The sequence below is a fragment of the Pseudomonas bijieensis genome (genome assembly GCF_013347965.1).
Lineage (GTDB): Bacteria > Pseudomonadota > Gammaproteobacteria > Pseudomonadales > Pseudomonadaceae > Aquipseudomonas > Aquipseudomonas bijieensis.
Genome location: NZ_CP048810.1, coordinates 6,483,971 through 6,507,466, shown reverse-complemented (window position 1 = coordinate 6,507,466; position 23,496 = coordinate 6,483,971). Strand labels below are relative to the sequence as shown.

The window sequence follows — 23,496 nt, the reverse complement described above, 5'->3', positions numbered from 1 at the left end:
TCCACGCAAGCGGTGATCGGGTTATCAAGTCCCCCGGCTCGATAGTCGCTTGGTCGCGCAGAGCCTTTCAGCAGATTGAAACTGGACGCCACCATGACAACCTCACCTTTTTCGATTCCAGACAATGCTCGGCGCATCGACCCGACCAGGCAGCGTGCAACTGCATTAAAAAAAGATGGCTCGGTCAATGACAACGACCGTGTCGAAATAGGCCCCACTCTCCTGGCTTTTGCGGAGTGGGAGCGTTTGGGCCTGGAGCCGCCCCATTTGCCCACCCTGCGTACGTACCGATTGCAACGACTCGTGGATCAGTTGGTCGCCCGTGACCTGGGCGGCATTCTGTTATTCGATCCACTGAATATCCGCTACGCGACCGATACCACCAACATGCAATTATGGACGACCCATAACCCCGCACGGGCATGCTTCGTCGCCGCCAGTGGGCATGTTGTTCTGTGGGACTTCCATGGCTGCGATCACCTTTCTGCTCACTTGCCGCTGGTGACGGAATTACGCAGCGGCGCGTCTTTTTTCTTTTTCGAGACCGGCGAGCATACGGATCGACACGCCAGGCATTTCGCCGCGCAAATCGACGAGTTGCTGCGCCTACACGCCGGCGCCAACCGCCGGCTGGCGGTGGATCGAATCGAAGTCGCTGGTGTGCGCGCATTGGATGCCTTGGCTATCGAAATGCACAGCGGCCAGGAAGTGACCGAATTCGCCCGCATGATCAAGGGCCCTGACGAGATCAAGGCAATGCGCTGTGCGGTGGCCTCGTGCGAAGCCTCAGTGACTGAAATGCACCAGGCAATGCGCGCCGGCGTGACCGAAAATGATGTCTGGGCCGCACTGCATGCCGGCAACATCCGCCGCGGCGGCGAATGGATCGAGACGCGAATCCTCAGTTCCGGTCCTCGCACCAACCCCTGGTTCCAGGAGTCTGGACCACGGGTGTTGAGCGACGGCGACCTGTTGTCGTTCGACACGGATCTGATCGGCACCTACGGCATGTGCGTGGACATGTCCCGCAGCTGGATTTGCGGGGGGCTGGAACCTACGGCCGAACAGAAGCGCCTGTATCGAATTGCCCATGACCATATCACCCATAACAGCGAGCTGGTCAAGCCAGGCGTGCGCTTCACGGAACTCACCGCCAAGGCGCATCGACTGCCAGAGTCCTACCGCGCCCAGCGGTACGGCGTGCTGTTTCATGGCGTGGGCCTGTGCGACGAGTACCCCAGTATCCGCTACCCGGAGGACCTGGAATCCTACGGATACGAGGGAGAGCTGCAAGCAGGCATGGCCCTGTGTGTCGAAGCGTACGTGGGTGAAGTGGGTGGCCGCGATGGCATCAAGCTGGAGAACCAATTATTGGTCACTGAAACCGGCTATGAGTTGCTGACGCATTACCCCTTCGATAACAGCTTTCTACAGATATGAAGCTTGATTGATGAACCAGTTAATCGAGGGTCATAAAACATCAAGCATAGGTTTTCTCTTGCTTGAGAACTTCTCCCTGACGTGTTTCACGCAATGCCTGGACGTGCTGGTGACCGCAAACCTCATCCAGCCTGGGGCGATAAAAGTGCATACATTCAGTCGCAACGACTCCGAAGTCATGAGCGACCTGGCCATCCCCATCAGACCGGATACCCCCCTGACCGACATCAGAATCGCCGCCCTGGATCTGATGATTGTCTGCGGAGGGTTACGCACGCCTAGAGTCGTGCCTGAGGCGTTGGTGAAGCTATTGAACAAACTCGCCAGCATGCCCATCGCGCTCGGCGGGCTATGGAATGGCGCCTGGTATCTGGGCAAAGCCGGATTGCTGGATGGCTACCGCTGTGCCATTCACGCAGAACAACGGATCGCTTTATCCGAGTTTTCGCCTAACACGAACGTCACGTTGGACGCCGTGGTATTTGATCGAGACCGGCTCACGGCGGCGAGCCCCGCAGGGGCTTTTCAAATGATGATGAAGTGGCTTTATAAAGCGCTTGATCAGAACGTCGCGAACGCAGTTTTTGACCTGTTGGATCACGACCAGTCCAGGTTCCGTACTTCAGTTCAGGTTCAAGATGGCAAGGTCAGCGCCCCGCTACGAGAACTGATCACGTTGATGGAGTGTAACTTGGAGGAGCCGTTAAGCCCGGATCAACTCGCCGAGTGCGTTCAATTATCAAGACGTCAGGTGCAACGTCTTTTCCAGGAGCAATTGGGGGTCCCTCCACAGCGCTACTACTTGGAATTACGACTTAAAGGCGCCCAGCGCCTGATACAGAACTCAAGCCTGACGATCATCGATGTCTCAATCGCCTGCGGCTTTGTTTCAACACCTCACTTCAGTAAATGCTACAGCTCTTTTTTTGGTTATCCACCGTCGAGGGAACGTCGCCACGAACTATGAGAGCTGCACGGGTACGCAACATCCAAAAGGAGCGCAACACAGTGTCCACTTCGCAGCCCCCTGCCCCACGATCCGTCGGATTCCTTCTACTGGATGACTTCACCTTCATCTCCCTGGCATCGGCAATAGAACCCTTGCGCATGGCAAATCAGCTATCCGGCAGAGAGCTATATCGATGGTTCACCCTGGGCAAGAACGCAAAACCGGTGCGTGCCAGTGCCGGCTTGTACATAACGCCCGACGCCAAAATGGAACAGGCCTCGGCGTTGAATACCGTGATCGTGTGTGGCGGGATGAATGTGCAGGACTGCGTGAGCCATGAACATATGCGTTGGTTGCAGCACCAAGCCGACCTGGGCCTGCAACTGGGTGCTATCTGCACAGGAAGCTGGGCCCTGGGCAAGGCCGGCCTGCTGGACAGGCATAAGTGCAGCGTCCATTGGCAATGCCTGGCGCAAATGCGCGAAGCGTTTCCTGGAGCGGACATCACTTCACACCTGTTCTCCGCCGGTACGAATCACCTGACCTCTGCCGGCGGCACGGCACCGATGGACATGATGTTGCACTTGATCAGGCGCGAGCACGGTCGTGAGTTGGCAGCGGCGATCTGCGATATGTTCATGTACGAACGCATGCGCGATGATCAGGATCACCAACGGATACCGCTCAAGCATACACTCGGCGCAAATCAACCCAGGCTACAAGCGGCTATCGTGTTGATGGAGGCCAATCTGGATGTCCCCCTGGAGCTCAACGCGTTGGCATTCAAGGTCGGTATTTCACGTCGACAACTGGAGAGGCTGTTTCATAAGTATCTGGACATCTCGCCGTCGCGCTATTACCTCAAGCTGCGGTTAGTCCGGGCACAACAGTTGTTGAAGCAGACCTCATCACCCGTCCTGAAAATAGGCGCGCTCTGCGGCTTTGGTTCAAGTGCGCACTTCACCAGAAGCTATCGTGGCTATTTCGGTGTGACACCGCGTGATGAACGCGCTTCGTCAAATACCTATGGGTAACCCCAACGCCTCCCGGACAGTCACCGTCTCCCTGTAGACGGTGACCGGGTTCTGCACCGCGCCTTCATCCGTCAGACGGCTTCGAACGCCTCCTGCAGGTGGGTGTAGCTGGCGACAAAGCGACTGTATTTGTGTTGGCCGCAGGTGTAGGGCGCATATTTGGCCGGGTTGCTGACGCTGATGCACGTCGCCACGGTCTCGACCGTCGCGTCGAAGTCCAAGTCAATGAAGAATGGAATGGAATACCGTTCAACACCGCTGGTATTGATGACGCGGTGCATAGTCGAGGTATAGCGATCATTCGTCAGGGTTTGCACCAGGTCACCGATGTTGACGATGAACGTATCTTCCACCGGTGGCGCGCTGACCCATTCACCCGCGCGATTGCGGACTTGCAAGCCACCAACCTTGTCCTGGAAAAGGATCGTCAGGAAACCATAGTCCGTGTGCGCTCCGATCCCGATTTCCTTTTGTGAAATCTCGCCACTCTGCGAGGGGTAGTGCAACAAGCGCTGGATGGTGATCGGTTTGCGTTGCAGTTTTTCAAAGTAGTTCGCTGGCAGATCCAGGCTCAGCGCAATGGCGCTGATGAGCTTACGGGCCAGCTCAAGCATCGCTTTATGGTAGGCGTCACAGACACCCGAAAATTTCGGAAGCTCGGTCGGCATCAGGTTTGCCCCGAAAAAAGGAGACACTTGCTCATCGTGCGCGCCGTAGTCGAAGCACTCCTTGAAATCACGGGTATTTTCCGGATCGACGTTTTCCGCGTACATGGGTATGTAACCGCGCAGCGTGGGACCTGAATTGACCACGTTCAGTTTATTCTTTTGATTAAACGGCATGGCGAAGAAGTTTTTCGTTTGCGCATACATCGCGTCGATCAAGGCGCGAGATACTCCATGATTCCTAATATAGAAAAAACCAACTTTCTCGCACGTCTCGCCAATCTGGCGAGCAACTGTCAGCGGGTCGCTCCCTTCGAGTAAGGGTGCGATATCGATAAAAGGTATTTCTTCGAATGCGGTCTGTTTGCTAGCCAGCCGGGTATCGGTCATCTGAATCATCGGTCGATCCTCAACGAAAACGCCGTTCTTTTAATTATCCTGAAGCACGCTGTAGCTTTTGGAATCAAGCGTGTTCATCCTGATCCCGTTTGCTGAAGTCATTGTTCAGGACTGAACGGACACGAACAAACCATTTTTCATTCAATACTCATGAGAAAATATCAATCATATGAACAAGCCCCTGCCTATATATTTCGACGTTATAGGCAGGGCATTTAATAGTTTGTTCAAGTCAGGCTTTGTCAATTATCTTCCGATCTGATCCATCATCAAGTCAATTCAAGTCATCAATACTGCAGTCCTTGCAAAGCCGTCGTGCGATGCTGTGGCGCCTGGCATCTTTCTCCAGAAGTTCGGTCGCTACAAGTTCTTCAATGCCGGCTCCGGCTTCAATTTTTTCAATAAAGTTCAGAATTGCCTTTTTCATGAACCAATGGGAGGTACGGTCCAACCTGGCCGCCGCGGACTTCAGCCTGGCCTGCGTGTCTTCGTCCAACTTGATACCTTGCGTGGTAACCGCCATGTCTCATCCTCTCAATCACTACCCGAGTTCATCTACTCTTATAACGAGGCACTAATGCATCAGGCCCCACAGTGCCAGAAGTGGAACATCCATCGACTTCATTGCATGGACGCATGACGGGGAGTTGAAGACTAGACCGCCTGGTCCAGGGCTCCACCAACCCACGTCCTCCCGGTACCAGTCGCCCGGCGAAAGAACCAGGTAGAACTCGGCAGGCGGGTGTTGGTGATAGGGGTAGCAGGTCTCGGGCATCAGGAGCGCCAACCCCAGGGTCAAGGTGGAACATTCGAATAGCCCTCCGGGACCGGCGATCATTCCGTGACGATGCCGCTCCACGAAAGCGCTGTCCTGGTCAGCCCGGGCTTGACGGTTTATCCAGGTGACATGGGGCAAGAGCGTGCCGAGCGCAACCAGTATCGCTACCAGGCCGTCATCGGTCCGCGGCGCAGCGTCCAGTGCCGCGGATAAATGGCCCTGCAAAAAAACGGGTAGCGCATTTGAAGTTTGTGCAGTCTTGCTGATAGTCCATTGGGCGGTATTCAGAGACGCGCTATGTGCTGGCGCCTCATCGCAAGCGCTGCCCGACAGGACGTTCTGAAGCGAGCGCCTGAGCAGGTCCCCGTTGCGGATGATGTCCTGAGCCCACGCTGGATCTTCAGTGCTGTTTATCATCGTTTTCGATCCCATTTATCGAGCAATGTGTCGAACTGGCTTACAGGTGACTCAGCTGTTCCAGCAGGTCAACGGGAACACTGATCCCATCATTCTGCGCATTGACCGTTGCGTGTTGCCGTTCCCACCCCGGCCTGTGGACGTCCATCTGCGTCAGGCGGGTCAGTTGACTTGAAAGACGCTGCTCAAATCCCGTTGAGAAGAACGCCGGCGCCAGGAGCAGGATCAACAGGCCACAGCCAGGCGTCTGGGTCCCCTGGTTGAACGCCGGCGAATCCAACGACCAATTGGCCCCCGTGAGCCCCGCAGCCAGGACCTCGACCATCAGCATCAGATTGGCCCCGCGATGACCACCAAAAGGCAGCAGCGCACCGCTCAACGCCGACAGTGCATCACGTGTTCCGTTGCCATCGCGATCCACCGCCCACCCCTCAGGAATATCGCTACCCGTCGAGGCGGCGTGGGCGATGTTCACGAATGCGGCGGCACTGCTCGCCTGGTCGAACAACAAGGGAATGCCATCGGCTGAAGGCGCTGCAAACGAGAGCGGATTGGTCGAGTAGGTCTTGCCCTTGGCGCCAGGAACCGCAACCAGCGCCGGCCCGTTTGCGACCGCCAATGCAATAAGCCCGGCCTGGGCAAACCGCAACGTGTAGTCACCCAGTTCACCGCTGGTGAAACTGTTGCACTGGCTCAGCGCGGCCACGCCATTGGCGTGCGCGGCATGGCATAACGAATCGAAGCAGCGATCCACGCCAAGCTGGGCAATTCCGCCACGGGCATCAGACTTGAGAATAATCGCACCGGCGCAGGAGATTCGCGGCTCGGCACGTGGATTGATTCGCCCCGATGAAAAACCCGGCAAGTAATCGACGAGATGGCAAAACCCCACGGCCTGGTTACCCCGCGCTTGCGCAGCAACGGTGGCGTGGGCCAGTGAGTTGGCAACCGCTGGAGAGCAACCCTTCGATTGGCAGAGATGCTTCACCCAGTCGACCGCATCATCAAGGGTAAAGCGACGATAGGCTGTGGTCTTCAAGGGTATCGCCTGAATGTTCGTTCGATGAGCCCGGTGCCCTTCAGCAAGGGCACCGGACGGCGACACAGCTACTCAGTAGCAATGGTCATTACTGGGACGGCGTCGCGGAGGCGGTCTGGCTGCCAAACATGGCCTCGAAGCGGGGCTTGTTCGCGGCGTAGTACTCTGCAACGACCTTGTCTGCCGAGCTGTCACGGGCGCTGGCCATCAACTTCTCCAGGTCAGCCTTGGGAATCTTGAAGTTGGCGAAGAACCGCGCGACATCGGGATGCTCGGCGCTGAAGCCTTTACGGGCTACGGCGTGAATTTGTTCGGCACCACCGAAAATCTGCTTCGGATCATCCAGGTAGCGCAGCGGCCACTTGGCGAACATCCAGTGCGGGCTCCAGGCGTTGATCAACGACCATTTGTCACGCTTGAGGTTGCGATCCAGCTCGCTCAACATCCCGGACTCCGAAGAGGCGACCATCTTGTAGCCATCGAGCTTGTATTCTTGAATGGCCTTTTCCGTCAGTTTGTATTGGCCATTGCCCACTTCCGACGTCAGGATCTTGCCACCAAGCTTTTCCCGCACTTCAGGCTTGTTAAGGTCTTCGACACTGGCGATCTCGCTAGTGGGAATGGACGTTGGCACGGCCATTCCGATCCGACCTTCATACAGCACACCGAGGTCTTCGAGCTTGTCTTTGTATTTGTCATAGAACGACTTGTGAGTGCTCGGCAGCCAGACCATCGGAATCAGGTCGATATTGCCGTTGGCCAGGGCCTGGAACTGAATACCAATATCGGCGAGCACCAATTTGACCGGTTGCTTCAAATGGTCGCGCAATGCCGTATCTGCCAGCTTTACAGCGATTTCCGTATCCGACCAGTTCACCCATCCAATACGGATAGGCGTGGGTTCCTCGGCGTGAGCCATCAGGCTAGCGACGGCCATCGCCGCGCCTGCAAGCCAGCCGATACAAGTTTTACTGGATAACGTAATCATGGTGCATCTCCGCGTACTGTATTAATAGTTATTGGCAGGGCAGCAGAAGAAAGAACTTCCCTCATAAAAGCAGAGTGCCATTACACCCTCAAGGGATTTTATGTTATGCGTGGATAAGTTTTAGTTATGCGAAAGCCGTTAGATATTCAGGTGGTTCGGCCCTCCTCCGCCATTTTGGCGGAGCTTATATATCTATCTTTGATGGAGTCATCCGCTCACTCACAACGCTTTTTCAAGCGCCGGTAATGCCTCGAACAAATCCGCCACCCACATGTAATCCGCCACCTGGGCAATCGGCGCCTCAGCGTCCTGGTTGATCGCGACGATGACTTTTGAACCACTCATGCCCGCCAAATGTTGAATGGCGCCACTGATACCCGCAGCGATGTATAGCTCTGGCGCGACGATTTTCCCCGTCTGTCCGACCTGCAAGTCGTTAGGGGCAAAACCCGAATCCACCGCTGCACGCGATGCCCCTACGGCACCGCCGAGCTTGTCGGCCACGCGCTCGATCAAGGCGAAATGTTCCTTGGCCTGCATGCCGCGGCCACCGGACACGACGACCCGAGCGCTCGACAAATCCGGCCTTTCACTGGCCGTCAGTTGCTCACTGACGAAACGCACGTTGCTTGCGCTCTGCCCGCCCTGGACCGTCACCACTTCGCAACGACGATCATGGGCCAAGGCCTGGGCGAACGCCGAGGCGCGGACGGTGAGCAACTTGATCGGATCGAGGGATTGAACCGTGGCGATGGCATTACCGGCATAAATGGGTCGCTGGAACGTGTCTGCCGAGACGATCCGGGTGACGTCGGACAGCATGCCGACATCCAGGCTGGCCGCGACCCGTGGCAGCACATTGCGGCCCATGCTGCTGGCGTCGGCAACGACATGCGTATACCCATCGGCCACCAGTGAAGTGACCAGCGGTTGGACATTCTCGGCCAGGGCATTTTCGAACATCTCGCCCTGGGCGAGCAGCACCCGATCCAGGCCCTGGGTCAGCGCGGCCTGTTGCGCCACTGCGCAGGCGTGCGTCCCGCCCAGCACCAGTAAATCCGTTTCAGCACCCAGGGCCAGGGCGGCGGTCACGGCACTCCACGTACCCGCCGTAAGCTGCCCTGCACAGTGCTCGGCGATTACCAATGTGCGCATCAAATCACCCCCGCGACGTTTTTCAGTTTATCCACCAGTTCGGCCACCGAACCGACGTTGATCCCCGCTTTGCGCACCGCCGGCGGGACAACCCCTAATAATCGAGCGTGCTCCTTCACGCTCGCACCCAAGGTGTCAGCGGCAATGATTTCAAGCGGTTTTTTCTTGGCTTTCATGATGTTCGGCAACGAGGCGTAACGCGGTTGGTTCAGGCGCAAGTCACAGGTCACCACGGCGGGCATGGCGAGAGCGACCACCTGGCTACCACCGTCGACCTCGCGCTCGACGACCCATTGCCCGTCGACATGATCGACTGCCGAGGCGTAAGTGGCCTGGCCGCTGCCGATCAACTGCGCAACCATCTGCCCAACCTGGTTGTTTTCCTGGTCGATCGCCTGTTTGCCGAACAGGATCAGTTGCGGCTTTTCCTGATCGATCACTTTGCTCAGGTACTTGGCGACGTTGAGCGGCTCGAGTACCGCGTCGGTTTCCACCAGCAGTGCGCGATCCGCACCCAACGCCAATGCCGTGCGCAGTTGTTCCTGAGCGGCCGAAGTGCCCACCGAGACCACCACCACTTCGGATGCCAACCCCTTCTCCTTGAGGCGAATCGCCTCCTCCACCGCGATTTCGCAGAACGGATTCAAGGCCATCTTCACGCCATTGAGTTCGACGTCTGAACCGTCGGCTTTCACCCGGACCTTCACATTCGGATCGATGGCGCGCTTTACCGCAACGAGCACTTTCATAGTTCCTCGCATAGCCCCCTTGCACTCTGGATCGATGCGGGATGGCCGGCCGCACGAGCCGGCCCACCCCCTTGTTTCGGCTGGATGTTAATACTGGTTTTTCCACCGCGCAAGAAAAATGTACACCTGTGTCTCAATCGTTGACACACATGAACATTCAACATACCGTTATGTCAAAACCAAGCCTGATGTTCTGTTCCCGGAGCGCAACACCATGTCCAGCGATCCTCTGCTGCAGCCCTATAAGATCAAACACCTGACCCTCAAAAACCGGATCATGACCACCTCCCATGAGCCCGCGTATCCTGTCGACGGCATGCCGAAGGACCTGTACCGCGCCTATCACGTTGAACGGGCCAAGGCCGGCGTGGCGTTGACCATGACCGCAGGTTCCGCTGCCGTTTCCCGTGACAGCCCGCCGGTGTTCAACAACGTGCTGGCGTACAAGGATGAAGTGGTCAAATGGATGAAGGACCTGACTGACGAATGCCACGAACACGGCGCGGCGGTGATGATCCAACTGACCCACCTGGGGCGGCGCACGCGCTGGGACAAGGCTGACTGGCTCCCGGTCGTATCGCCGTCCCATCGCCGTGAAGCGTCCCACCGGGCCTTCCCGAAAAAGATGGAAGACTGGGACATCGACCGGATCATCAAGGATTACGTGGATGCCGCCGAACGCATGAAGGCCGCCGGCCTTGATGGCTTGGAGTTACAGGCTTACGGGCACCTCATGGATCAGTTCTGGTCGCCGTTGACCAACGACCTCGACGGCCCGTACGGCGGCTCGCTGGAAAACCGCCTGCGCTTCACTTTCGATGTGTTGCGGGGCATCCGCCAGCGTTGTGGCGAAGACTTCCTGCTGGGGGTTCGCTACACCGGCGACGAGGACCTGCCCGGCGGCTTCGGCGCCAAGGACGGCATCCAGATCTCCCACATGCTCAAGGACAGTGGGCTGGTGGACTTCCTCAACGTCGTTCGCGGACACATCGATACCGATGCTGGCCTCACCGACGTGATTCCAATCCAGGGCATGCGCAACTCGCCGCACCTGGATTTTGCCGGCGAGATTCGCTCGGCCACCGGTTTCCCGACGTTCCATGCAGCCAAGATCCCGGACGTGGCCACGGCACGCCACGCCATCGCCTCGGGCAAGGTGGACATGATCGGCATGACCCGGGCGCACATGACCGACCCGCATATCGTGCGCAAGATCATCGAAAAGCGTGAAGAAGAAATCCGCCCCTGCGTCGGCGCCAACTATTGCCTGGACCGCATCTACCAGGGCGGCGCGGCGTATTGCATCCATAACGCCGCCACCGGCCGCGAAACCACCATGCCCCATGAGATTCCCAAGGCGTCGGTCAAGCGCAAGGTCGTGGTGATCGGCACCGGCCCGGCGGGCCTGGAAGCGGCACGGGTGGCCGGGGAACGCGGGCACGACGTCACGGTGTTCGAAGTGGCTGATCAGCCCGGTGGGCAGATCCGCCTGACTGCCCTGAGCGAGCGGCGTCGCGAGATGATCAGCATCATCGATTGGCGCATGGCGCAATGCGAACGGCTGGGGGTGAAGTTCCATTTCAACACCTGGGCCGAAGCCGAGACCGTCATGGCCGAGGAGCCGGACGTGGTCATCGTCGCCACCGGCGGCTTGCCCCACACCGAGGTGCTCAAGCAAGGCAATGAACTGGTGGTGTCGACCTGGGACATCATTTCCGGCGACGTCAAGCCCGGCCAGAACGTGCTGATCTTCGATGACGCCGGCGACCACGCGGCGCTACAAGCGGCCGAGGTCATCGCCAACAGCGGCGCAAAACTGGAGATCGTCACGCCGGACCGCTCGTTTGCGCCGGAGGTGATGGCGATGAACCTGGTGCCTTACATGCGCAGCCTGCAAGACCTGAACGTCACCTTCACGGTCACCTATCGCGTCGACTCCGTAGAGAAGCGCGACGGTCAGTTGGTGGCCAGCTTCGGCAGCGATTATGGCCAGGTGCACAAGCAGCGCGTGGTCGATCAGGTGGTGATCAACCACGGCACCCTGCCCCTGGACGATCTGTACTTCGACCTGCGCCCGCATTCGAGCAACAACGGTGCGGTTGAACAGCACGATCTGATCGCCGGGAAAACCCAAAATATCGTGACCAACCCCGAGGGTCGTTTCCAGCTGTTCCGGATCGGCGACGCGGTGTCGGCACGCAATACCCACGCCGCCATCTACGACGCGCTGCGGCTGGTCAAGGACATCTGAAGTCATGCCCCTGGTCCTGGGATCAGGGGCAATTTTTCATATTCAACACGAGGCTCTTCCATGTCAGCACAGACCTTGAAGTCCAGGGCTGCGGTCGCGTTCGCGCCCAATGAACCACTGCGACTGGTCACTATCGATGTTGCACCGCCCAAGGCCGGCGAGGTGCGAGTTCGCATCATCGCCACCGGCGTTTGCCACACCGACGCCTTCACCCTTTCGGGAAGTGATCCAGAAGGTATTTTCCCCACGGTGCTGGGGCATGAAGGTGGTGGCATTGTCGAGTCCATTGGCGAAGGCGTGACCTCGTTGCAAGTCGGCGACCACGTGATACCGCTCTATACCGCCGAATGCCGTCAGTGCAAATTCTGCCTCTCTGGCAAGACCAACCTCTGCCAGGCCGTCAGGGCTACCCAGGGCAAAGGCCTGATGCCCGATGGCACCTCGCGTTTTTCCTACGAAGGCCAGCCGCTGTTCCACTACATGGGCTGCTCGACCTTTTCCGAGTACACGGTGCTGCCGGAAATTTCCCTGGCGAAGATTTCAACGGAGGCCCCGCTGGAGCAGGTGTGCCTGCTTGGCTGCGGGGTGACCACGGGGATTGGCGCGGTACTCAACACTGCCAAGGTCGAGTCTGGCGCCAGCGTTGCGGTCTTCGGGCTGGGCGGTATCGGCCTGGCCGCGATCATCGGCGCAAAGATGGCCAACGCCGGACGCATCCTTGCCATCGATATCAACCCGGCCAAGCGCGATGTCGCCCTGTCGTTGGGCGCGACGGACTTCATCAACCCCAAGGATTATGACCGGCCCATCCAGGACGTCATCGTCGAACTCACCGACGGTGGCGTGGATTACTCGTTCGAGTGCGTCGGCAACGTGCAACTGATGCGCGCGGCACTGGAGTGCTGCCACAAGGGTTGGGGCGAGTCGATCATCATCGGCGTCGCCGGTGCCGGCCAGGAAATCAGCACCCGCCCGTTCCAGCTCGTCACCGGTCGCGTATGGCGCGGCAGCGCCTTCGGTGGCGTGAAGGGCCGCACGGAGCTGCCCAGCTACGTCGAGAAGGCTGGCCGCGGGGAGATTCCGCTGGAGACTTTCATCACCCACAACATGCCCCTGGAAGAGATCAACGAAGCTTTCGAGTTGATGCATACAGGGCAAAGCATTCGTACCGTCATTCACTTCTGAGAGTCGGTCGGAAAACCCCATTACCCCACAGAAAGGAAACCAAGATGTCCGTTTTTACCCATGTCACCGTCGGCACCAACAACCTGGCAAAAGCACGTGCGTTTTATGACGCCACCTTGAAAGAGATCGGCCTCAAGCGCGTTGCCGATCTCGACGAAGCCGGCTCCATCTGGGGCGTCGACAAGCCTTCGTTCTTTGTACTCAACCCGGCCAACGGCGGTCCGGCGACCATCGGCAACGGTGTTACCGTGAGTTTCGAAGCACCGAATCGCTCTGCGGTCCTGGCGTTCCATACTGCCGCTTTGGCAAACGGTGGCGTATGCGAAGGCCTGCCAGGCCCTCGTAACTGGGCTGATAACGCCTACGCGGCTTATGCTCGGGATCTGGACGGGAACAAGCTGGCGGTGTATTGCTTCAAGGCTGAATAGCACACGTTGCTCATCCAAGCCCCTCTGCTGAGGTGGTTCCGCTCCCACAGTTTTTCCGGGTCATGCGCAGAAGTTGTGTCTGGCTCCACTCCCCTGTGGGAGCGAGCCTGCTCGCGATAGCGGCGTTACCGTTACCGCAGCAACGGATACACATTGCCTTATCAGGCCTGAAGGCCCTTGCGAGCAACCGCGGCGCCTGACTGCAACGCCCTTCCAATCTGCTCTTCGAAATGCCCCTGAATCATGGTTTGCAAGGCAGCAGCCGTCACCCCACGGTAGGCCACCAAGGCGTCGATCATCTGTTGAGCATCGTGACTGGCCAGCAGTTGACTGCTGTTGACCACGACATTCTTCGCGGCGAGCTGTGCGATGTCGGGGGGAATGCCGGCAGCCATCGCCTGATTGGCCAACGCCGTCATCAACAAGGCAGGAAAAGCCGGGCCCGTACCCGAAAGCGCCGAGAGGTAATCGATGTAGTCTTCTTGCTGAACCTCTGCCGCCGTACCCACGCATTCGAACAATCGCTGCACGAGGCTTTTCGTCGTTGCCGCTGTCTGTGCAAAACAATACCAAGGCGTAAAAGACTCCCCGATCTCCACCGCCGCATTGGGCATCGCCCGCACCACCGCCGAAGCCTGGGTCTGTGCGGCAATCGTCTGTGCGGTCATCCCGGCCATCAGGGAAATAACGGTTTTGCCAGCCGCGTTGATGTTCAGGCTGGCGAAATGCTCGGGGCGAACGGCGATGATCACGACGTCGCTGCGATCCACCAGGTCTTGGTTGTCCGTGACCAGGCAGGCGCCTTGTTGCGCCAATGGGTGGCTCCCCGAACGATTGGAAATTATCAGGTTTCCCGTCGGCACCAGTCCCTTCGCCAAGACCGCCTTGGCAATCGCGCCACCCAGCCAGCCGGTTCCACCAATGATTCCCACGGTCTCATTAATCATCGGTGTTACCTTCGAAAGTGTCCGTCAAGGGAACGAAGACGCCGGGCTCTTTTTCGGCATAGCCGAACTTCCCATAGAACCGATCCAGCTCACGCTGCTTGGGGACTTTGCCGGTGAAGATGCTCACGTAATGAGGAATGCGCTGGAAGCGCACGGTGATCAACTCAGTCGTGTTCATGGTGATGTAGCCAATCTGCGTCAGATAGATCGTTCGGGCCCGCGCATCAGCCCCCTGGCTGTCATAGCCAAAGCGCTTGAACATGCTCGCGAGGGCGTTCATTCGCTGCTCGTCCACGACAGCGACCTCCTGGGCCACTTCAGCGGACTGAAGCGCCCAACTGCGTACGGCAAACTCGAACTGCGAATCGAACAATTGCGGGTTGAGCCAGCACTCGAACACATTCAGGATCGCCTCGGAGATGCTTTCGGCATAGCTTTCGCTTTGCCGGATCAGGCCCCCCGTATTGGTCTCCCGCCAACGAGACAGCAAAGCCGCCAGCAGTTGCTCGCGATCCTCGAAAAACCAGTAGAAGCTGGTGCGTGACAACCCCAGGCGCTTGGCCAGCGGCATGACCCGAACCGCATCGATGCCCGACTCCTTCAGAGCCTCGTAGGCCGCTTCCAGCCATCCCTCCGGCGAGCCCCGCCAGCCTGCGTCCTGAGCCTTGCCGCGTGCCTTCCCTACCTGGGACATCCTGCCTACCTTCTTTAAACAATGCGTAGCGCGAATGTACTCGGATGACCGCCAAATGTACACCGGAGTACATTTGATTGACTTTATCGACGTCGATTCCCTTGAAGCGGCCAATCATTAATGACAAAAACTCATGAGAGGCTGACATAAAATGGTTTGTCAGCAAAAGGCACCTGGATAAATATCTCCCACAGGCAACGGACTCCAGACCAAAACAACAACGAGCCGCCACTATGAACCTTGCAGTGCACACCTCTGAAAGACCTTCGACATCCGGCCAAAGAACGCCGGGGCGACTGGCTTTGACACACACCACTTCTGTTACTCATCCCCTGCCCAAACTTCGATAACTGCTCACGCGAAAGCCTCTCGCAGTCGCTTTGTGTTGCCTGGAAACCTGGCGCATAGAGCTGCACCCGGGCAGTTGCTTGCGTGCTGTTTCTTTCCATCAGCCGGATCAGTGATATGTGGATTACACAAGAGAAGCTTCCACTGGGCGAACACATCGCCCGGTACGTCGAATGGTTGACTCAACATGGCGCAGGTCTTTTCGACGCCATATCGCTGTCACTCTCCAACATCATCAGCGCATTTACCAACGCGCTCCTTTGGTTCAATCCCTTGGCGTTGATCGCAGTATTTGCCCTGCTTGCCTATTACATCCAACGCAAGGTGAGCCTCACCCTTTTCGTGGCCCTTTCGTTCCTGCTGATACTCAACCTCGGTTACTGGCAGGAGACCATGGAGACCCTTGCCCAGGTGACCTTCGCCACGCTCGTGTGCGTGGTCATCGGCGTACCGCTGGGCATCGTCGCGGCACATCGCCCCTGGTTCTATGCGGCCTTGCGACCCGTCCTCGACCTGATGCAGACCGTGCCCACCTTCGTCTATCTGATCCCTACCCTGACACTCTTCGGCCTGGGGGTCGTTCCGGGGTTGATATCCACGGTGGTATTCGCCATCGCCGCCCCTATTCGCCTGACCTACCTGGGTATCTGTGATGTGCCCGAAGAGTTGATGGATGCCGGCAAGGCCTTTGGCTGTTCGCGCCGCCAATTACTGGCGCGCATTGAACTGCCCCATGCCATGCCCAGCATCGCCGCCGGCATCACCCAATGCATCATGCTGTCGCTGTCCATGGTGGTGATCGCCGCCCTGGTGGGTGCCGACGGGCTTGGCAAACCAGTGGTCAATGCGCTGAACACCGCCGATATCTCGATGGGGTTTGAAGCGGGCCTGGCGATCGTGCTGCTGGCGATCACCCTCGACCGCATCTGCAAGCAACGTGAAACCCTGAAAAGAGGTGACGTATGAGCATCATCCGTTTCGAAGACGTCGACGTGATTTTCTGCGCCCGTCCGAAGCCCGCCCTGGATCTGCTCGACCAAGGCTTTTCGCGTCCGGAGATTCTCCAGAAGACGGGTTTGATCGTCGGTGTGGAAAAGGCCAACCTGGAGATCAACAAAGGTGAGATTTGCGTGCTGATGGGCCTGTCCGGCTCCGGCAAGTCCAGCCTGCTGCGCTGCATCAACGGCTTGAACACCGTCAGTCGCGGCAAGCTGTTCGTCGAGCACGAAGGCCGGCAGATCGACATCGCTTCCTGCACCCCCGCCGAACTGAAGATGATGCGCACCCAGCGCATCGCCATGGTGTTCCAGAAGTTCGCCCTGATGCCTTGGCTGACGGTGCGCGAGAACATCAGCTTCGGCCTGGAAATGCAGGGCCGCCCGGAAAAGGAACGGCGCAAGCTGGTGGACGAAAAGCTTGAGCTGGTGGGCCTGACCCAGTGGCGCAACAAGAAGCCCCACGAGCTGTCCGGCGGCATGCAGCAACGGGTCGGCCTGGCCCGCGCCCTGGCAATGGACGCCGACATCCTGCTGATGGACGAACCCTTCTCGGCCCTCGACCCACTGATTCGCCAAGGCTTGCAGGATGAGCTGCTCGATCTGCAGCGCAAGCTGCACAAGACCATCGTGTTCGTCAGCCATGACCTGGATGAAGCCCTGAAACTGGGCACGCGTATCGCCATCATGAAAGACGGCAAGATCATTCAGTACAGCAAGCCCGAAGAGATCGTGCTGAACCCGGCGGATGACTACGTGCGTAACTTCGTCGCCCACACCAACCCGTTGAATGTGTTGTGTGCGAAAAGCTTGATGACCCCGCTGCAACAGTGCGTTTTCGCCCGCGACGAATATTGCCTGGATACGGCTCAAAACCTGTGGATGGTGGTCAACCCGCAGCGGCATCTGACCAGCGTTCGAAAAGGTGCCACGACCGCACACGTCCAGCCATGGGATCCGACCAAGCGAATCGAGACCCTGGCTCGACGTCCCACTTGCGTGCCGCCGGCGACCAGCATGCGCGACGCCTTGCAGATTCGCTACGAAACCGGTCACCCCCTGATCGTGCAGGAGGAGGCCGGCACCGTCCTGGGCATATTGGGCGACGGTGAACTGTATCGGGCACTGCTGGGGCATAACCTGTCACACCCAGCGCGTTCTGAACCCGCAAGACAATCTTCGGTGGCTTGATTCACCCGGCACGGCGTTGGAACACACCTATGCAACCCAGCGATATCGATAAAAAGGTCAAGGGCTATCGGCGGTTGATACCGTCGATGACGGCTTTGCTGGAATTCGAGGCCGTGGCGCGGCTGGCCAGTTTTACCCTGGCCGCCCAGGAACTGGGCGTGACTCAGGCCGCCGTCAGCAAACAGATCAGGCTGTTGGAAGATACGCTGGAAACCAAGCTGTTCCATCGGCTTCATCGGGCAATCAAGTTGACTCACGAAGGCTATGTCCTGCATCTGGTCGTCGCAGAGTCCATTCATCGCATGGCCAGTGTCTTCGACAAAATTGTCGAGGGCATCGGTGAACAGGAGATCACCATCGCCTGCACCGAGGCGTTTTCTCACCTGAGAATACTCCCCCGGTTGATTGCACTGCGCACCCTTCAACCGAAGTTGAAGTTGCGCTTGATGACGCAGCAGGTCTCGCCAGGTTCATACCGGGATGACGTCGACCTGGCCGTCCGTTTCGGCGATGGAAAATGGGAAGATGGAAGTTCGGTTTTCCTGTTCGATGAAGAAGTGTTTCCCGTCTGTTCGCCTGCCTGGCTCGCTGGCAACCCGGCACCTTCATCCATTACCGATTTTTTGGACGTGGCGTTGATTGACTCGGATTCAACCCTCGAAGGCTGGATGACCTGGAACCGTTGGTGCCGGGAACTCGGCGATATGCGCCCCAAGCTTAATTATTCATTTCGCTGCAGTTCCTACAACGACGCAATCCAGGCGGCCATTCAAGGCCATGGCATAGCACTGGGATGGAGTCGGCTGATCGCGCACCGGCTCAATAGCGGTGAACTAATAAGAATCACGCCGTACATGGTCAAGCCAAAAGACGCTTATTACCTAGTTATTCCCAGCGGTCGAAAACTTGAGCCCATTACCCAGGCACTGGTCGATTGGCTGCGCGACGACAGTTATCTAAACCACTGATAAAAAAGACTTTAAATACCACCTCTACGCATAACGCAAAGTTATGCGAGCGTGAAAATAAAGCGCGTTGACGGTCTTATTCCACCTTTCCAAACTGTACCTGCCGCCTGATCAACTTTGAGTTTGAGCGAGACCCATAATGACTATTAATGCCGTGAAAACCCATCGAGAACTTCTGACCGACCGCATGCCCGGCCATGGCATGCCTGGCGGTTTGTTTGGCCGCCAGGATATTTTCGAAACCGACGTCGATATCTTTTTCACCAAACATTGGATTCTGGTGGGCGTGACCAGCGACATACCCGAACCCGGTGATGTCTCTACTCTCGATATCGGCAAATCTTCCATCCTTCTGGTGCGCGACGATGACGAGCATGTGCAGGCATTTCGCAATGTCTGCCGTCACCGCGGGGCGCGTTTGAAACAGGCCGGCAAATCGACGGTGGGCATGCTGGTCTGCCCCTACCACCAGTGGAGCTACGACCTGGATGGCAGCCTCAAACATGCGGCGCACATGGGCCAGGGTTTCGACCCCAAATGCAAAAGCCTGATCCCCGTGCATACTCGGGTCATCGGCACCCATGTTTTCGTCTGCCTGGGCGACGAACCGCCAGAAGACATCCTGTACCTTGACCAGGTCATGACACCGCGCTTCGCCCAATACGACATCAGCCACTCGAAGATCGCCTACGAATCGGAAATCATCGAGAACGGCAATTGGAAGTTGGTGATAGAAAACAACCGCGAGTGTTACCACTGCGCCGCCACCCATCCTGAATTGACCGCGTCGTTCCTGCCTGAAGATTTCGGTTTTTGCACCGATGGGCTGGGGGAGGATTCACTTCAAGCGTTGGACGAGTATCACCGCCGCAATGCCGACACCAAGAACAACTGGGAGAGCGAAGGTTATATCTGCGACGCCGTCGAATACTTGGGGGAAGACACCGTCACTCAGTTTCGCTCCCAACGCTTGGTCATCGCCGGCAACGGCGAATCCCAGACCCTCGATACCCGCGTGGCCTGCACCCGGCTGTTTGGCGACCTCACCCGTCGCGACCTGGGCGACGTGCATCTTTGGACGCACAACTCGTGGACCCATATCATGAGCGACCATGCCGTGGTGTCCTACATCATCCCACTGGCGCCCGATAAAACCCTGGTGCGCACCAAGTGGCTGGTCCATGCCGATGCCATCGAAGGCGTCGACTACCAAGTGGATAAGCTGACCGAAGTCTGGGCTGCGACAAACCTGCAGGACGCCAGCCTCGTCGGCATCACCCACAGCGGCACCCAGGACCCTGCCTACACGCCCGGGCCGTTCTCGGCCTTTACCGAAACCTATGTCGACCAGTTCTCTCGCTGGTACGCGGCGCGTCTGGCCGCCCATGGCGTGTGAGGAATGAACATGACGACTTACGAAAACCTGACGCGCCCCGCAACCACCAGCGCGGTTCAACGTTTTACCGACCCGATAACCTGGGGCACATTCGGCTCGCAATGGCACAGCGGTGAACAGAAAAACCTGCAATGCTGCGCGGTGCGCCAGGAAACCCATGACGTCAGGACCTTCATCTTTCGGTGTGCGGACTTCAGCGCACTGAGCTTCGAGCCTGGCCAGTTCATCACGATCTCGCCGGTCATTGGCGGGCAGACCATCGCCCGCTGCTACACCCTGTCGTCCTCCCCCACCCGGCCCTTTGCGTTTTCCATTACCGTCAAGCGCGTGCCGGGGGGAACGGTGTCCAATTGGCTGCATGACAACCTCAAGCCAGGGGACCACCTGAAGGCTTCCGGCCCTGCTGGCAGTTTCACCCCGGTCGGCCATCCTGCGAGCAAGTTGTTGTACCTGTCCGCCGGCTCGGGCGTGACACCCTTGATGTCGATGACCCGGGCTGCCTGCGACATGGCCGGCAACCTCGACATCGTTTTTGTGCACAGCGCTCGCACCCCCGCAGACATCATCTTCCACGCCGAGTTGACGCGCATGCAGGCCGCCATGCCGGGACTGCGGGTCATCAGTGTTTGCGAAGGTCTGGGCGATACCGCTCAATGGCAGCAACCGATAGGTCGGCTCGATTTACCGTTGTTAAGCCAGCAAGTACCGGACTTCCAGGAACGGGAAATCTTCACCTGCGGGCCCCAGGGGTATATGGAAGCGGTCAAGTCGCTGCTCAGGGAAGCGGCGTTCGATTTCAGCCACTACCATCAGGAAAGCTTCGACATTGCGGCACTGAACGAAGAGCCGCTGATCGAACAAGCCCCTTCGCTCGACCAGCAGGACGTGTTCACGGTGACCCTGTCGCGCTCGGGCAAGACCTTCAGCATGCCGGGCAACCAGACCGTGCTGAGCGCCGCGAAAAAGGCCGGCGCAATCGTACCTTCTTCTTGCAGCCAAGGCGTTTGCGGCACCTGCAAGACCGCCCTGCTACAGGGTACGGTGGACATGAACCACAACGGCGGTATCCGGCAACGGGAAATCGACAAAGGCCTGCGTTTGCTGTGCTGCAGCAAGCCCACGTCTGACCTGATCCTTGATCTTTAGCCTTGCATCGCTAATAAGGTAGTCACTGCACACTGGCGTCTGAACAATCTCCGTGCGCTCAACCCTTATAAGACAGTGACCCAGCCTGATGAAACTGCAACCCTTGCCGCCCCTCAACAGCCTGGTGGCGTTCGAGGCCGCCGCCCGCCACTTGAGCTTCACCGTGGCGGCGCGCGAGCTGAACGTCACTCAAGGCGCCATCAGCCGTCAGATTCGCTTGCTAGAAGACTATCTGGGCACCGCGCTGTTCACCCGCACGACCCGTGAAATCAACCTCACCGCCTCGGGCAGCCAGTATTACGAAAGCATCCGCGATACGTTGCAGCAAATCGCCCAGGCCACTGCGGGAATGCGCCATTGGCAAGGAGCACAGCAGGTCACTGTCGTCACCAGCACGGCGATGGCCTCATTATGGCTGCTGCCGTTGGTATCGGAGTTCCAACGCCAGAATGAAGAGATTGACCTGCGCATCATCGCGACGGATCAAGTCAGTGATTTTTCCCGGCTGGACTGTGACCTGGCGCTTTATTACTGCAGCACGCCACCGAAAAACATGAAAGTCACGCCGTTGTTCAACGAAGAGATTTTCCCGGTGTGCAGCCCCGCCTATCTGGCGCAACACCCGGGGATCGAATCGCTGGAACAGTTGGGTGGATGCACCTGGTTGTGGCTGGAAGACCAGCACCGGGACTGGATTGGCTGGAAAGAATGGTTCCAACGCCTTGGCTACCCAGCGCCAGAACCTCGGCGGCGCATCAATATCAACAGCTACTCCATGCTGATCCAGTCGGCGTTGGCAGGCCAGGGGATCGCCCTGGCCTGGTCGGGCCTGCTCAGCAACCATTTGCAAACCGGCAGCCTCGTGCGGCCGACGCAAACCATCCTGCGCACCGACGCGCAGTTCTGCCTGCTGGAGCCCCAAGGCCGGGCCCCCAACAGACAAAGCGTCAACCGCTTCCGCCAGTGGCTGATGGCGCATCTGGCAGAAACGGTCGACGCATGATGGAGCGGGCGACCTAGCCGACTTTCACGTTCATGGTGATGCGCGCCGTGAAGACCTTCACGCCACCCTCGTCGAAGATATCGACCGGGACAATCTTGTCGCCCGAGGTCGCCCAGTCGATTTCGCTGCCATCAGCAATCGCATGAATGGAAGTCTTGGCCTTGGCCAGGTATTCGACGGTCATGCCTTTGGGAATCCAGCGAGCGCCGCTGGGGATGGACACCTCGGTCATCATGCCGCCTGCGAGCTCTGCCGCATTGCACAGCGCGATCGCGTGAACGGAAGCCAGGTGATTGGTGATTTCCTTGCGAAACGGCACCTTCACTTCGCCGCGGCCGGGGGTCAATACAGAAATTTCCGGGTTGATGGTGCCGAAGTACGGTGCCATCTGGCAGGCCATATTGCTGAAAGCGGAAGCGCCAACGCTTTGGTACATGCTGAGAGTCTGGCTCATGGGATATCTCTGGTCGGGTGGGCTGGAGTCATGGACAGAACATTACTCTATTACAGAATATCGCTCTGTTACAGAACATTATTCTGTAAATGCCTGACCTGTCAATCGCTCGTCCCGAGCCCTCGTTTCAATTACCATGGCCCCTTTTTGCCTGGGCCGAAAAATGGAACCTGTCGATCTCCTCGAGCGCTGCTACCCAGGGCGTCGTGCCGAGTCCAAGCGGCACATCCTCCGATGCGCCCTGGCACTGTTTAACCAGCAAGGCATCGAAGCGACCACCATCGATATCATCCGTGCCGAAAGCCAGATGAGCGTGGGGGCCATCTATCACCATTTCGATAACAAGGAAGGCTTGGTCGCGGCGTTGTACATGACCGCCCTGGATGATCAGGCGCGGCTCAGGGATAGCTACCTCAGCACCGTCACGTCGACCCAGGAATGGGTCCAGGCCTTGGTGTACAGCTACGTGGACTGGGTGGTCAGCCAACCCGATTGGGCGCGGTTCCAGTACCAGGCACGCTTTGCGGTCGCACAAAGCAGCTTCAAGGAGCGGCTTGCCGAGGCGAATCTGGCCAGGAACGCCGAACTCAAGAAATGGTTCAGCGACCCGGCCCACCAGCAGGATTTGCAGGAACTGCCTTTTGAGCTGATCCCGTCCCTGATCATCGGTTCGGCAGAGAGCTATTGCCGCGCCTGGCTCTCTGGCCGCGTCAAACGCAGCCCTGAACTCTACCGGCAGCAGTTGGCCGAGGCCGCCTGGCGCGCCGTTGGCGCTGACGGCTGAGAAGTTCGTACCGGTTTTCTCCCGGTTGCTGGCGCTCCCAGTCAACTCTGGCCGTTGCGCTCAAGCATCACCCACGACCGGGACTTAAAGTCG

General features: G+C 58.2%; 22 protein-coding genes and 1 pseudogene. 13 read left to right on the top strand and 10 right to left on the bottom strand.

Translation table 11 applies throughout. The annotated features are described in order from the left end of the window. Positions 1-93 precede the first annotated feature (93 nt). The 3 genes and pseudogenes from dddP to gbdR all read left to right on the top strand — a co-directional run. Positions 94-1,440 carry a dimethylsulfonioproprionate lyase DddP gene (gene dddP, locus GN234_RS28920; RefSeq protein ID WP_176689452.1) on the top strand — a complete coding sequence of 449 codons (1,347 nt, stop codon included), beginning with the start codon at positions 94-96 and terminating at the stop codon, positions 1,438-1,440. A 10-nt stretch (positions 1,441-1,450) separates the two neighbouring features. Continuing rightward, positions 1,451-2,407: a GlxA family transcriptional regulator gene (locus GN234_RS28915; RefSeq protein WP_233459498.1), complete on the top strand. Its 957-nt coding sequence runs from the start codon at positions 1,451-1,453 to the stop codon at positions 2,405-2,407. Continuing rightward, positions 2,404-3,414, top strand: a pseudogene (gene gbdR, locus GN234_RS28910) (choline metabolism transcriptional regulator GbdR); the annotation flags it as partial. The gene GN234_RS28915 and the pseudogene gbdR, both read left to right, overlap by 4 nt. A gap of 80 nt (positions 3,415-3,494) precedes the next feature. Here the strand turns inward: gbdR and GN234_RS28905 are convergent. The 7 genes from GN234_RS28905 to GN234_RS28875 form a co-directional block, all read right to left on the bottom strand. Next, a complete protein-coding gene (locus GN234_RS28905) occupies positions 3,495-4,487 on the bottom strand; it encodes an isopenicillin N synthase family dioxygenase (protein WP_176689451.1) in 993 nt (330 codons plus the stop codon). A 274-nt stretch (positions 4,488-4,761) separates the two neighbouring features. Further along, positions 4,762-5,010: a ribbon-helix-helix protein, CopG family gene (locus GN234_RS28900; RefSeq protein ID WP_109755601.1), complete on the bottom strand. Its 249-nt coding sequence runs from the start codon at positions 5,008-5,010 to the stop codon at positions 4,762-4,764. Between the two features lie 51 nt (positions 5,011-5,061). Then, a complete protein-coding gene (locus GN234_RS28895; RefSeq protein WP_233459497.1) occupies positions 5,062-5,682 on the bottom strand; it encodes a dimethylsulfonioproprionate lyase family protein in 621 nt (206 codons plus the stop codon). 40 nt (positions 5,683-5,722) lie between these two features. Beyond that, positions 5,723-6,787, bottom strand: coding sequence for an Ldh family oxidoreductase (locus GN234_RS28890; RefSeq protein ID WP_233459496.1), 1,065 nt, complete (start codon positions 6,785-6,787; stop codon positions 5,723-5,725). 22 nt (positions 6,788-6,809) lie between these two features. Then, entirely contained in the window at positions 6,810-7,709 is a 900-nt protein-coding gene (locus tag GN234_RS28885) for a glycine betaine ABC transporter substrate-binding protein (protein WP_109755603.1), read from the bottom strand. Between the two features lie 219 nt (positions 7,710-7,928). Continuing rightward, positions 7,929-8,864, bottom strand: coding sequence for an electron transfer flavoprotein subunit alpha/FixB family protein (locus tag GN234_RS28880; protein ID WP_176689449.1), 936 nt, complete (start codon positions 8,862-8,864; stop codon positions 7,929-7,931). Continuing rightward, on the bottom strand, positions 8,864-9,613 hold the full coding sequence (locus GN234_RS28875) for an electron transfer flavoprotein subunit beta/FixA family protein (RefSeq protein ID WP_109755605.1): 750 nt from the start codon (positions 9,611-9,613) through the stop codon (positions 8,864-8,866). Before GN234_RS28875 ends, GN234_RS28880 begins: the two co-directional genes overlap by 1 nt. A 214-nt stretch (positions 9,614-9,827) precedes the next feature. Between GN234_RS28875 and GN234_RS28870 the strand changes: the two genes are divergently transcribed. The 3 genes from GN234_RS28870 to GN234_RS28860 are packed head-to-tail and all read left to right on the top strand — an operon-like array spanning position 9,828 to position 13,477. Beyond that, the gene (locus GN234_RS28870) at positions 9,828-11,864 is read left to right on the top strand and encodes an NADH:flavin oxidoreductase (RefSeq protein WP_176689448.1); all 2,037 of its coding nucleotides are present in this window, start codon (positions 9,828-9,830) and stop codon (positions 11,862-11,864) included. Between the two features lie 60 nt (positions 11,865-11,924). Continuing rightward, on the top strand, positions 11,925-13,049 hold the full coding sequence (locus tag GN234_RS28865) for an S-(hydroxymethyl)glutathione dehydrogenase/class III alcohol dehydrogenase (RefSeq protein WP_176689447.1): 1,125 nt from the start codon (positions 11,925-11,927) through the stop codon (positions 13,047-13,049). A gap of 44 nt (positions 13,050-13,093) precedes the next feature. After that, positions 13,094-13,477, top strand: a complete 384-nt coding sequence (locus GN234_RS28860; RefSeq protein ID WP_109755608.1) for a VOC family protein — start codon at positions 13,094-13,096, stop codon at positions 13,475-13,477. 161 nt (positions 13,478-13,638) lie between these two features. Here GN234_RS28860 and GN234_RS28855 read toward each other — a convergent pair whose 3' ends face one another. Then, positions 13,639-14,424, bottom strand: a complete 786-nt coding sequence (locus tag GN234_RS28855; RefSeq protein ID WP_116832885.1) for a pyrroline-5-carboxylate reductase family protein — start codon at positions 14,422-14,424, stop codon at positions 13,639-13,641. Further along, positions 14,417-15,118, bottom strand: coding sequence for a TetR/AcrR family transcriptional regulator (locus GN234_RS28850; RefSeq protein WP_109755610.1), 702 nt, complete (start codon positions 15,116-15,118; stop codon positions 14,417-14,419). Before GN234_RS28850 ends, GN234_RS28855 begins: the two co-directional genes overlap by 8 nt. A 465-nt stretch (positions 15,119-15,583) precedes the next feature. On the opposite strand from GN234_RS28850, the gene choW reads away from it, so the two are divergent. The 6 genes from choW to GN234_RS28820 all read left to right on the top strand — a co-directional run bounded on the left by choW (position 15,584) and on the right by GN234_RS28820 (position 22,165). Further along, entirely contained in the window at positions 15,584-16,432 is an 849-nt protein-coding gene (choW, locus tag GN234_RS28845; RefSeq protein ID WP_109755611.1) for a choline ABC transporter permease subunit, read from the top strand. Continuing rightward, positions 16,429-17,652 carry a choline ABC transporter ATP-binding protein gene (gene choV / locus GN234_RS28840; protein WP_163857880.1) on the top strand — a complete coding sequence of 408 codons (1,224 nt, stop codon included), beginning with the start codon at positions 16,429-16,431 and terminating at the stop codon, positions 17,650-17,652. The genes choW and choV overlap by 4 nt, the downstream gene beginning before the upstream one ends. Before the next feature lie 29 nt (positions 17,653-17,681). Then, positions 17,682-18,620 (top strand): LysR substrate-binding domain-containing protein, encoded by a 939-nt coding sequence (locus tag GN234_RS28835; RefSeq protein WP_109755613.1) that lies wholly within the window; start codon positions 17,682-17,684, stop codon positions 18,618-18,620. Positions 18,621-18,759: 139 nt separating this feature from the next. Beyond that, a complete protein-coding gene (locus GN234_RS28830) occupies positions 18,760-20,016 on the top strand; it encodes an aromatic ring-hydroxylating oxygenase subunit alpha (RefSeq protein ID WP_109755614.1) in 1,257 nt (418 codons plus the stop codon). A 9-nt stretch (positions 20,017-20,025) separates the two neighbouring features. Beyond that, a complete protein-coding gene (locus GN234_RS28825; protein WP_176689446.1) occupies positions 20,026-21,162 on the top strand; it encodes an FAD-binding oxidoreductase in 1,137 nt (378 codons plus the stop codon). Positions 21,163-21,250: 88 nt separating this feature from the next. Further along, the gene (locus tag GN234_RS28820) at positions 21,251-22,165 is read left to right on the top strand and encodes a LysR substrate-binding domain-containing protein (RefSeq protein WP_109755615.1); all 915 of its coding nucleotides are present in this window, start codon (positions 21,251-21,253) and stop codon (positions 22,163-22,165) included. A gap of 13 nt (positions 22,166-22,178) precedes the next feature. Here GN234_RS28820 and GN234_RS28815 read toward each other — a convergent pair whose 3' ends face one another. Then, positions 22,179-22,619 (bottom strand): hotdog fold domain-containing protein, encoded by a 441-nt coding sequence (locus tag GN234_RS28815; protein ID WP_109755616.1) that lies wholly within the window; start codon positions 22,617-22,619, stop codon positions 22,179-22,181. A 163-nt stretch (positions 22,620-22,782) separates the two neighbouring features. On the opposite strand from GN234_RS28815, the gene GN234_RS28810 reads away from it, so the two are divergent. Beyond that, positions 22,783-23,403, top strand: a complete 621-nt coding sequence (locus GN234_RS28810) for a TetR/AcrR family transcriptional regulator (protein ID WP_109755617.1) — start codon at positions 22,783-22,785, stop codon at positions 23,401-23,403. Positions 23,404-23,496 lie beyond the last annotated feature (93 nt).